8 protein-coding genes are annotated in these 10,913 nt (G+C 64.4%); 2 read left to right on the top strand and 6 right to left on the bottom strand.

Annotation, left to right across the window (positions count from 1 at the left end; translation table 11 throughout):
• Nucleotides 1–657: 657 nt before the first annotated feature.
• Complete coding sequence (locus tag FPH17_RS10850) at nucleotides 658–1,875, top strand: AlbA family DNA-binding domain-containing protein (protein ID WP_167496823.1); 1,218 nt, start codon at nucleotides 658–660, stop codon at nucleotides 1,873–1,875.
• A gap of 30 nt (nucleotides 1,876–1,905) precedes the next feature.
• On the opposite strand, the gene FPH17_RS10845 is transcribed toward FPH17_RS10850, so the two are convergent.
• From FPH17_RS10845 to FPH17_RS10825, 5 genes are all read right to left on the bottom strand, one after another.
• A complete protein-coding gene (locus FPH17_RS10845; RefSeq protein ID WP_238397062.1) occupies nucleotides 1,906–2,220 on the bottom strand; it encodes a proline racemase in 315 nt (104 codons plus the stop codon).
• A 658-nt stretch (nucleotides 2,221–2,878) separates the two neighbouring features.
• The gene (locus FPH17_RS10840) at nucleotides 2,879–4,147 is read right to left on the bottom strand and encodes an IS1380 family transposase (RefSeq protein ID WP_154880515.1); all 1,269 of its coding nucleotides are present in this window, start codon (nucleotides 4,145–4,147) and stop codon (nucleotides 2,879–2,881) included.
• A 470-nt stretch (nucleotides 4,148–4,617) separates the two neighbouring features.
• A complete protein-coding gene (locus FPH17_RS10835; RefSeq protein ID WP_154880513.1) occupies nucleotides 4,618–6,390 on the bottom strand; it encodes a penicillin-binding transpeptidase domain-containing protein in 1,773 nt (590 codons plus the stop codon).
• Between the two features lie 111 nt (nucleotides 6,391–6,501).
• Nucleotides 6,502–7,386: a serine hydrolase gene (locus FPH17_RS10830; RefSeq protein WP_070421284.1), complete on the bottom strand. Its 885-nt coding sequence runs from the start codon at nucleotides 7,384–7,386 to the stop codon at nucleotides 6,502–6,504.
• The gene (locus tag FPH17_RS10825; protein ID WP_167496822.1) at nucleotides 7,383–8,264 is read right to left on the bottom strand and encodes a LysR family transcriptional regulator; all 882 of its coding nucleotides are present in this window, start codon (nucleotides 8,262–8,264) and stop codon (nucleotides 7,383–7,385) included. Before FPH17_RS10825 ends, FPH17_RS10830 begins: the two co-directional genes overlap by 4 nt.
• 91 nt (nucleotides 8,265–8,355) lie before the next feature.
• On the opposite strand from FPH17_RS10825, the gene FPH17_RS10820 reads away from it, so the two are divergent.
• A protein-coding gene (locus tag FPH17_RS10820; protein WP_154880509.1) for an IS3 family transposase occupies nucleotides 8,356–9,611 on the top strand; the annotation gives its coding sequence in 2 pieces (ribosomal slippage) (nucleotides 8,356–8,683 and nucleotides 8,683–9,611; 1,257 coding nt in all).
• A gap of 385 nt (nucleotides 9,612–9,996) precedes the next feature.
• Here FPH17_RS10820 and FPH17_RS10815 read toward each other — a convergent pair.
• Nucleotides 9,997–10,812 (bottom strand): hypothetical protein, encoded by an 816-nt coding sequence (locus tag FPH17_RS10815; RefSeq protein ID WP_154880507.1) that lies wholly within the window; start codon nucleotides 10,810–10,812, stop codon nucleotides 9,997–9,999.
• Between the last annotated feature and the right edge of the window lie 101 nt (nucleotides 10,813–10,913).

Here is a 10,913-nt window from a genome sequence, read left to right as displayed (position 1 = left end):
TTCCTTACACACCCCGCCACGCACCCCGCCCCGGAAACCCGTACCGACCCTCGCCCCGCCTTCCGCCTCGACAACCGAACCGAACCCCGCCTCGGAAACCCCGCCCCGAGGAAGTCTCCTTCCTTGGGCAACGACTACCGCGTTTTACAGACCCGTTCCGGCCCTCGTCCCGAAAGATCTGAACCGCCTCTCGCACCGCGCCCACAGCCTCGGAACCCCGAAGCGCACCCCGCAACGGAAACCTCGTATCGAGCCCCGCCGCGACTTCCGAACCGGACCCCTCAACGCGCCTCGCTACGGAACTCGTACCGAACCTCGCTACGGGAACCCCGAAGCGGACCTCGCACCGGAACCTCGGGGCGAGACCCGAACCGCTAACCGTCACGTTCTGCGTCACGCTTACCGCCTCGAAAACCCGCAGCGCCTACCGACTCCCGCCCCGAGGTGCGTCTCGGTGCCCCGCGGGTTTCGCTTCGGATCTCGTTGCGGTTTTCGACCCGAGTGTCGTTGCGGGTGCGTATGTCGCTTCGGGGGGCGACACGTTAGCCGGAGCGGTTGCCGACGCGGGGCGGAGTACGGGGCGGGGGACGTTGAACGCGCTGCGTGACCGTTGCTTGTGAGACCGGACCGCCGAAACCGCTTCGTACAATGACACCTATGTTCACCGCTTTGCACTCCGCCCTTGGAATAGCGCCCACCGACGAATTCACAAATGAGATGCTCGACCGACTGGTCGAGGAGCGTATTGCGGAGCGGCAAGACCTCGACTTCAAGGAGAAGATCGACAGCAAGCCGACTCGGCCTGAAAGCGACGTGAAGAAAGACCTGTGCGCTATGGCGAACAGCGGCGGCGGAGTCATTGTCTACGGCGTGGGCGAACGGCCCGACATGAAAGACCACGCCGGCGAGCGAGTCAAGGCCGGCGACTATTCCCCAGGCTTGGAGCAGGCCTACCGCTCTGTTGCCACTGCGTACATTTCACCGCCATTGCGGGGCGTGGAGTTCCACCGGGTCGAGCACCCCGAACACGAAGCATTCGTCGTCGTAGTGCCGGCGAGTCAGCAAGTGCCGCATATGTACTTCACCGAAAAGAAAAACGCCACGGTGCTCGCTGCGCCCACTCGTAACGGGAGCCACTCCGAGTGGTTGAGCGAGCCTGAAATTGCGAACCTGTACCGGCTGCGTTTTCAACGGGAGGAAGCCTCGTCTCGTGAGGTAGACGAGGTATATAGCAAGGTGGCCGCGAAGCGGTCTAGTGACGGCTTTTGGGGTGTCGGTGTCGCGGTGCCGACGTACCCGGCAAGAAACGGCGACGTTACTGAGCGTGACGCGACTATGGCAAGGTTTTCCGCTTATGAAGACCCGCTGCGCGAGGGGTACAAAGGGTCGGTGTCTCCGGCGACTGCCTCGAATTACCGCAAGGGTTTGAAGTGCTGGACGTTTTCGGGAAAGCAGTACGACACGCAAGAACTTTTGGCGTATGTCGAGCTGCACGAAAACGGGGTCGTCACCGTCCTGTCGCGGCTGGACAAGGTGACATACTCGACGGAAGACCAGCTAGTGTCGACGCATGCGTTTGCGTGCTTGGTGGGCGACCTCTTGGCGCTCATTCGCCACTACGGAGGTGTCACGGGCAACACCGACTACACCGTGCGCTGCAACGTTGAGTGGGACCAAGACAAACCGCTGGTGTTGTGGCAGCCGAAAGATCCGAGGTACTTCTCCGAAGACCCGCTGCCGCTAGAGTCCTTTAGCCCGGTCGAGGCGGAGGTAAGCGTTACCGCGAATGCCCCGCTCATTGACACCGCGAGGTCGCTGGTACGGGACTGCTTAAACCAGGCTGGCGTGGAGCAGCTTCCGGTGTGGAGAAAGTAGTAAGGCTTGAGCGCCGGCCGTGCCGTCCTACTAGAACTGCGGGTTCTTCTTCCTCTGGTAGGCGGCAGTGTCCACCGTTTCGAGCACCGAGCCGTCTGCCGTCACGACGCGCAATTCGGTAACCATTTCGCGCAGGTAGACGGACTGCTTATTCGTCCAGCCGAGCTCCGTGGCGTAGAAGTCGCCGAGCGAGTCGGAGTAGCCCTCGTTCAGTGAGTTCCAAGCGTTTAAGTCAACGAACTTCTCCGGCTCGATGGTCACCGTCAGCACCCCGTCGCTGTAGGCGACGTCGGTGACGACCTTGGCGCGGACAACGCCTGCTTCGGCACGCTCGTTCAGCCCCAATCCCCCCGGGTGTCTGTGGCGAAGGAACAGCGTTCGCGACAAGCGCCTGCAGTGATCAGAATTGCAGAGAAGAGTCTGATCCCGGCAGGATCCCGGATCGACTTTGATCCTTCGACCAGGGTGAACAAGGAAAGTGTGGCTACCGTGCAGGCGTGGTTAGATGAAGATCCGACCCGGCGGGAGTTCACGTGGGATCCGCATCTTCGGGAGCCTCTGCGTTGGGGTGTGGAGCCGGATAAGCGATGGGGGCCGACGGCTCTGCGAGACGAGCTTTTTGAGCGGGCGGGGGCACCGGAAGCGAACTTTGCGGCGACTGAGGCGTTCTTCTTTGAAGGGGAGCACCTGGCGGTCGTGGCAGGCCGGGAAGCATCTGACGGAAACGGATCAAGTGAAGTTGTGTGAGTCGTAGCATTGATCGGCGGGGCAGATTCTTTGGGTGAGTAGCGGATGTTTGAAGGCGCCTGCGAAAGAAGAAGTAAATGGGACTAACCCGGATTTTTCACGGGTCCTGTTGCTGAGTCCTCAGCACGGGGGTGACCGACTGCAGGGTCGGCGGAGTCCCGGCGGGTACTGGGCCGGGAAACCAGGGTCCGGTATGAGATCGTAGGGGAACTTCAGGACTGCAGTGACGAAAGCGTGCGGCTGGATGGGGCCAGGATCAGACGATCCGTCTGATCCTGGCCAGCCCATGCTCCAGTAACTCCCGGTGGGGCGCGGCGGCATCGAACCGCAGGATGACCCGCCTAGCGTGACGCACCACGATCGCGGCGATCGACAACATCCTCGCCCGCAGCGTCTTGGGTTCCCATACCCACCACCGCGATCGCCGTTGCTGTGCCGCGGTACTGCCGGCAGCGGTAACCAACCCCGCCCAGGTGACGAGGCTCATTGCCAGGACCGCCACATGACACCACGCCTGATTCATCCGGAAACCCTCGTGCGGGAGTTTCCCCAACCCGCAGTCTTTCAGGTCCCGGATCCGTTGCTCGCACCTGCCCCTGCCGCGGTGCAGGACGTCGAGCCGGTTGGCATGGCCGGGGCGGTTGGTGACAAGGGCCTGGACCCGGCGGCCATCGACATCGGTGATGCGCAGCTGCGCCCCGGACGCGGGGTGTTCCACCCGGATGATGATCCGCATATCGTCGGGGTAGTTGTCCAGGTCGGTGCCCAGGGGTTCCCCGGCCCAGGACCGCATCCGGGAGGTGATATCGGCAACGTAGCCGTCACCCGGGTCGGTGACGGTGCCGTCGGGGCGGATGATGCCCTGCTTGACGGGGTCCCCCAGGGTCGAGGCGATCTCCCCGATCTGCCAGGTCACCGGGAACCCGATGGAATAGGCCAGGCCCTGGTCGTTGAGGTGGTTGAGAAAGGATTGGGAACCACCGGCGGCATCGGTACGCACCAGCAGGCGTGTGTCCCACTCGTGTCCGTCGGCGTGCTCGGGCAGAGCACTCACCGCCTGGTCCGGCACGGTGATGTGGTCGGCGGCGGTGTTGGATCCGGCGTTGCCGGGGCGCAGGAGCACGGCTGCGGGTTCCCCGGTCAGCCCGTCGCCGTGGTCGATGATCGCTGCCAGGGGGTGGAATCCGAAGTGTTTCTTCCATGTCGGGGTGGCATGCTCTTTGTCGGAGTGGGAGAGGATTTCGGTGGCGTCCAGGTCGATGACCAGTGGATTGTCGGTGGTGGCCCGGGCTGCGGGGTTGCGGGTGCCGCAGGCAGCCCAGGCGGCTCGACGGGCCGATTTCATCCCCGCCAGGATCGCCGTGGTGCCGTCAGAACCCAGGCCGGCGAGTTCTGCGTGGCGGCGATGCACCGTGGAGTCTGAGGGCACCTGGTCGACCAGGCCGGTGGCCACCAACGGGCCCAGGAGATCAACATCGCCTGCGTCGTCCCCGCTGAGGGCCAGTGCCAGGGCCAGTGCGGTCATGGTGTGCAGCAGGTTCGGGTTCTGTCACTCGGCCAGTTCCACGTCGATGGCATCGGCGACTTTGACGGCGTCGGCGGTGGCGGCCAATAACATGAGTCCGGCGTTCGAGCACAGTTGAGCAGGAGCGGGGTACCGACATGGAAGCTGGTAGTCTTCACCCTGTAGGTGATCCCTTCGAGCAGGCAAATTGTGACATCAACAACTACTAATTTGCCTGGTCAATGGTCACTTTCCTTGGATCTTCACCACGTGTCAGTCGGCTTCCCGTGAAAACACCGGGTTACCTTCTCGAATATGTTGACCGACAGTGAACGACTCCTCATTTTTTAACGCAGAAGTTGACGTGACCACCCGAGGTATTGCGGACTTTTGTCCGGAACGTCCTCTTCCGCCCCCTGAATGGGGCTGACCCGCACTAATACTACTTTTGGGGGATCGACGTGAGCGTTGGCCCGGGTGATGGGGTCCGCTCAGCGCCACTCCGACATCGCGTCATCGCGCAGGAAACGGCCCGTGGCCGCCACCGCCGGTCCCGAGGACTCCGCCCCGGCGACGAAGGTGCAGAACGCCAGGTCACCCTTGATGCCGGCGAACCAGCCGTGGGCGGGCCGGTTGCCCCCGACCTCCGCGGTCCCGGTCTTGCCGCCGAGACCGTGGATGTCGCTCAGGCTGGCGGCGGTCCCGGAGTCCACCGTCTCCGCCATCATCGCGCGCAGGGCCCGCACTGTCGCCGGGTCGAGCGGCTCGGGGTCCTGATCGGCGGTGGTCTCCTCACCCTGGATCAGGGTCGGCAGCACCATCCGGCCGTTGTTGCCCAGGGAGGCCTCCATGACGGCCAGCCCGAAGGGGGAGGAGAGGACCTCGCCCTGGCCGATGGCGGCCTCCACCCGGGCCGCGCCGGGCTCGGTGACGGGGACGGAGCCGGTCACCGAGTTCATGCCGGGCGCGGTGAAGTCCACGCCCAGTCCGAGACGCGCCGCCGTGTTCCTCATGTCGTCCGGCTCCAGATCCTGGGAGATGAAACCCTGGGTGGTGTTGCAGGACTGGGCGAAGGCCTGCGTCATGGAGACGTCCCCGAGGGCGAAGTTGCCGTCGTTGGGGATGACGCGGCCATCGATCTCCGCGGTGGCGGGGCAGGCGACGGTGGAGTCGGGTACCACGGTGCCGCGTTCGAGGGCGGCGGCGGTGGTCACCGTCTTGAAGGTGGAGCCGGGCGGGTACAGCCCGCTCAGCGAGACGGGGCCGAGGGCGTCGGCGGCGTCGTTCTGCGCGACGGCGATAACCCCGCCGGTGGAGGCGCTGAGGGCGACGATCGTCGCGGGCTGCTCGATCGGCTCCAGGGCCCGCTTCGCGGCCGTCTGCACCCCGAGGTCCATCGTGGTGCGCACGGGTTCGCTCTCCGCCGGTTCCACCTGCCCCAGGATGGTCGTGCCGGTGGGGGAGGTGGCCTGGAGGGTCCAGCCGGCGTCGGCCGTGATCTTCTCCGACCAGTAGTCGCGCAGGCCGCCGTCCACCGGGGAGGCAGTGTCCCGGGTGGGGCCGAGCATGCGGCCCTCCTCCCGCAGGTCCAGTCCCTTGATCGCCCGCAGGGCGTCCCCTATCACGGCGAAGTCCCGCTCTCGGAGGGTGAACAGCCCCACCGGGGAGCCGTCCCCGGACTCGATCTGGGCGGTGACGGATTCGGCGGTGGAGGTCGGCACGACCGGGCGGACGGCGGCGGCGATCTCCCCGGCCCGCGGGATCAGCTCCGGGCCCGCGGAGACGACGGTGACAGGTGTCCAGGACAGGATGTCGGTGCCGTTGCGGTCGGTCACCGGCAGAGTGAAGGTCTTGTCGTCGGAGTAGAGGAAGCGGCTGTCCCCGTTCAGCTCCGTGGAGAAGATCCGCTTGTCCCAGGTGATGAGGTCGCTGTCCTGTTCGGAGAGGGTGATCGTCCCGGTGGTAGTGGACTCATCGCCATTCGGGACGGTCCAGGTGGCGGTGATCTCGGTGGCGCCGTCCTCCTCGCCGCCGGCGTCCAGTTCCACGCTGGTCCCGCCGATGCCCGCGCGCAGCTGCTCCAGGTCGGCTGCGGCCCGGGCGGGATCGTCGCTGAGTGTGGCGGCACCGGCGTCGTCACCGGCGTTGAAGGCGGCGACGAACTCGTCCACCGCGTCCCGGAACCAGGGCACGGTGCAGGAGGAGAGCGCGAGCGCCGTAGCGGCGAGCAGGGCGGAGACACGGACAGTGGTGCGGGTGGTCATGCCGGATGAGATTAGGCCCACGGGCTCACCGCTACCACGTTCCCGCACGACTTCCGGCCAGTCGGGAGACGAATATCGCCTGTTCGGCGGGGTGTTCTCCGGTGGGAAATCTCAGCGCGACATGCGCAGTTCATCGACGAGTAACCGGGCGATGCGGCCGATCGCGGCGTCCGCGGCCGCGAGGTTCGGGCCGCTGCGGGCTGAACGGGTGATCACGGCGACGACGATGGGTGCCTCCTCGTCGACGGCCACCACGGAAACCTCGCCGCGCACGGGGCCGATCGTCCCGGTCTTGCCGTGGAAGCGCACGCCCCCGGCGGGGAAGCCGGAGGGGATCCGGTGGCCCCACACCTGCTGCCCGAGCACGGTCCGGGCGAAGGCACGGGAGACCCCGGTGAGATCCGGGCCCGTCCAGATCCAGTCCAGCAGGCGGCACAGCTGGCGTGGGGTGCTCACCGAGCGGTAGGTGGCCGGATCCTGGTGGACCCGGGGGTAGGAGACCAGCAGCCGGATCGCCTCGCTGGCCGCGGAGCCGTCCTCTGGAAGGGCCGGGAGTTCGGACTCGGTGGTGCCCGGGGCGACGATCGTGGTGTCCTCGAGATTCGCCAGGGAGACGACCTCCCCGACCAGGCCCGGTGGGAGACGCCGCTGCAGCACCCGGGCGGCGATGCTGTCGGAGAGCACCACCATCTGACGCACCAGATCCCGCAGGCTCATCGTCACGGGATCGGCGAACAGCCCCACTCCCGGGGTCCCGACCGGGCCGTCATCCGTGCTGAGCGTCACCGCGTCGAGCGGATTCAGCAGCCCGCGGTCCACGGCTAGGCAGAAGGCGGCCAGGAGGTGGACCTTGTACATCGACGAGATGCTGGTCTGACTGTCGGCGCCGACCCCGACGCCGGCCGCCTCCTCGCCGACCGGGTGCGCCCAGCACCAACCGTCACAGCCCGCGGCGACCAATTCGGTGCCGATCCGGGCCCGCAGGCTCCTGGTCATCCGGTCTCCCCCAGACGCCCGAGGGAGCGCCGCAGGGCACGGTCCACGACGTCGCGCAGATCCCGCTTTCCGACGGCCCCGCCCCGTTGCGGCGGCACCACACACCGCAGCCGCAGGTGGAAGGCCGCCGGCATCGGGAACGCGGGCAGGCCCCCGAGTTGATCGGGGGTGAGCAGCACCATCGCGCCTCCGGCACCGAGCCGCGCGGCCAGGACCGTCCGGTCCGGCCACAGCTCGGTCTCCGGGTGCAAGCCGATGGTGAAGAAGGCGTCGGCCAGGCGTCCGGCGGCCGCCGGGCTGACGGCGGCGGTGTTGTCCAGCAGGGTGTGTCCCCGCAACGCCGCCCAGGTCGCGGGCTTTTCGGCGGGCCCGGCGAGCAGCCGGGGAACCTCGTGCAGCTGCCCGCGAGACAACTCACCCGTCGGCGCCGGGTCCTCGATGACGGCACAGTCCAGACGGCCCTCGCCCACCCGGGTGACCAGCTGCGACACCTCGGCCGTGTGCACACTGACCCGGCCGACGTCCCGCAACGCGGAGGTGAGGTCGAAGGCGATGCCCGGCGGTACCGAGGGGGCCAGCCCCACGCGGACCTCGGCCCCGGCGTCGGCGATGGCGTGGGCCATGCTCTGCAGTTCCGTGGCGTCCCGGACCAGAATCCGGGCCTGCGGGAGCAGGGACCGGCCCGCCTCGGTGAGGGTGGCACCGGTGGCGGAGCGGCGGATCAGGTCGAGGCCGAGATTCGACTCCAGACGTTTCAGCCCCTGGGACACGGGGGACTGGGTCAGCCCCAGCCGCTCCGCGGCACCGGTGACGCTGCCCTCCTCGGCCACGGCGACGAAGTACTCCCAGTGCCGGAGGGATTCCGGTCGAGTTGTCATGTGCCCCGAGCCTAGTGGCGGGGACCTGACCCCTTGATGGTGGACACGCTGAAACCAGCATTTCGCTGGGGAAGTGAGGTACCTTTCCACCATGCCACGCAAGACCTACACCGAGCAGTTCAAGCGTGACGCAGTGGCGTTGTACGAATCGACTCCCGGAGCCACGGTCAACGCGATCGCCTCCGATCTCGGAGTCAACCGCAACTCCCTGCGCACCTGGCTCGACTCCTTCGGCACCGGTACCAAAACCAACGCCAACGGCGAGAAAGTCGCCAGCCCCGTCGCCGCCGCCAACAGCGCACGCACCCCGGCTGAAGGACTCTCCGATACCGAGCGCATCCGCGTGTTGGAACGCGAAAACGCCAAACTCCGCGAGGAACGAGAAATCCTACGCAAGGCGGCTAAATATTTCGCGGAAGAGACGAATTGGTGAACCGCTTCCGATTTGTTGACGACCACCGAGACTTCTACGAGGTCAAGCGGTTATGTGAGGTTCTGAAGATCAACCGGTCCTCGTACTACGCCTGGAAATCGGCTGCCCCTGCCCGCCAGCAACGCCTCGTCGCCGACGCGGTGCTGGGAGCGCAGATCAAGACCACCTTCAACGCCGAGAACGGCTGCTACGGGGCGAAACGTGTGACTGCGAGCATCAACGCCAGCGACGGCAACTCCGCCGGCGGCGTTGCTGTGCAGCGGGTCAATCACAAGCGCACGGCCCGGCTGATGCGGCAGATGGGTCTGTTCGGTTACACGAAAAAACGCCGCGTGAAAACCACCGTGTCTGCGAAACGGGTTCCGACGTTCCCGGACCTGTTGAAACGTCGGTTCACCGCAGCCAAGCCGAACACGGTCTACGTCGGCGATATCACGTACCTGCCGATCGCGGACGGGTCGAATATGTACCTGGCCACCGTTATTGATTGCTATTCGCGGCAGTTGACCGGTTTCGCGATCGCCGACCACATGCGCACCGAACTGGTCGAAGAAGCCCTGACGATGGCCCGGAAGGTACGAGGAGACCTGAATGGGGCGATTTTCCACTCGGATCACGGCAGTGTTTATACCTCTGAGCAGTACCGGAGGTTGTGTGAGCAGTTCGGCGTCACCCAGTCGATGGGAGCGATCGGGACGAGTGCGGACAACTCGTTGGCGGAGTCGTTCAACGCCTCGTTGAAGCGGGAAGTCCTTCAGGATGAGTCTATTTTCGCTAGTCAGTTGGCCTGCCGCCGGGATGTGTTTCGGTGGTGCACCCGGTACAACACCAAACGATTGCATTCATGGTGCGGTTACCGCTCACCGAACGCCTTCGAAGCCGCCGGGTTAGCTACACTTACTATCGCATCGTGATTAAATCCCCGTGTCCACTTTCCGGGGTTCGGGCCCAGTCTCGAACAATGGTGTCGGGGGCGGGAAAAGACATTCTGTGCTCCTTGGTTCGGTTGTGTCGAAAGGGGTAACACCGAGGGTAGCGACGGGTCCGACATGGGTGCGGAAGTATCGACTACATGTTCTACTCGCTGGTCGGTCACCGACAGGGGTGGTTAGTAGAAAATTGCCACGGTGAACCTTTCGCCCACCGTGGCGGGTTTCTCTCTGCATTTCTACACGGGGTAGACCGTACGAATTGTCTTACTCAACTGCGCCAGCACACCCTCATCCCGGAATGACTGGGTAATGCGACGAGCCGAGCTCGAACTAAGCGTTCCGGTGGATGGAAAGACCGTCACCGTAGTCAGAGTCGCATAAGGACTTTCCGCACCTGCTGGATGAGCAGAAAGAGCGCTTGGCGGGGAGAAAACCGTTTCGGACGGGATGCGTGTACTGGGAAATCAAACTTGCTTACAGACCCTCCTACAAGATGACTAGCTGGGTTGAAGCTCACTTGCGCAGTGAGCCATTCAAGTGGGTCAACAGTGGATGGCGGGTTGTCGACGGCAAGTGGAACAAATGGTGGAATTGAGTTGAAGGAATCGGCAATTCCTTGAACTTCTTCTTCAGAAAGATCACGACCCAATCTTTGTTTTTCCTGAATGACGTGTTCCAAAAACCACTTGTCTCTGAATAACGGTGCTGCCCACATGAGCTGGCGTTTCGGCTCGTAGATTGGTGACCGCGTGCCACGAGAGATGCTCTCTTGTGACGCCGGGCGGTAGGGAGGGGCGTAGTATCCCACCAAGCACCCGATGAAACCGTCTTCGATTATCGTAAAGAATGCGCTGGGTTCATTGGTGTTTTCGAGTAACTCTCCACTTCCTTGGCTCGTCCTGCTGGCGAAAGGGTCGGAAAGAATGCCGTCACTTGTCACTTCGTCGGGTCCGTAGTCTCGGTATATGATGACACCGAGCGGAGATTCAGCGTCTAAATCATCGAGGAATGTAACTAACTGTTTTGGCACGTCTGCACCACTGTCAACGATTCGGCAGCACATGTTTTTGACGTAATAACGCGCAAGGTGTCGGTTGTCGTAGTTCGTCTCTGCGAAAACTTCAGACCAGTCTATGTGCGTGACAGTTCGAAGCCGTTCGCGGTTGGCCTTAGTCCAGCCCACAAAATGGTCGTAGGCTGCGTCGAACGGTTGCGACCTCGTTGAGTTGCAACGCTGGCACAGTGTCTTCCCGAACTTCACTGCCTGCGCATCTGTACTTCGGA

This window comes from Corynebacterium gottingense (genome assembly GCF_007559235.1).
GTDB lineage: Bacteria > Actinomycetota > Actinomycetes > Mycobacteriales > Mycobacteriaceae > Corynebacterium > Corynebacterium gottingense.
This window is presented reverse-complemented; position numbering and strand designations above follow the sequence as displayed.

Excerpts from the sequence above, each read along its gene's own strand:
- FPH17_RS10835 (WP_154880513.1), bottom strand. The coding sequence starts at position 6,390 with ATGACCACCCGCACCACTGTCCGTGTCTCCGCCCTGCTCGCCGCTACG.
- FPH17_RS10830 (WP_070421284.1), bottom strand. The coding sequence starts at position 7,386 with ATGACCAGGAGCCTGCGGGCCCGGATCGGCACCGAATTGGTCGCCGCG.
- FPH17_RS10825 (WP_167496822.1), bottom strand. The coding sequence starts at position 8,264 with ATGACAACTCGACCGGAATCCCTCCGGCACTGGGAGTACTTCGTCGCC.
- FPH17_RS10840 (WP_154880515.1), bottom strand. The coding sequence starts at position 4,147 with ATGACCGCACTGGCCCTGGCACTGGCCCTCAGCGGGGACGACGCAGGC.
- FPH17_RS10850 (WP_167496823.1), top strand. The coding sequence starts at position 658 with ATGTTCACCGCTTTGCACTCCGCCCTTGGAATAGCGCCCACCGACGAA.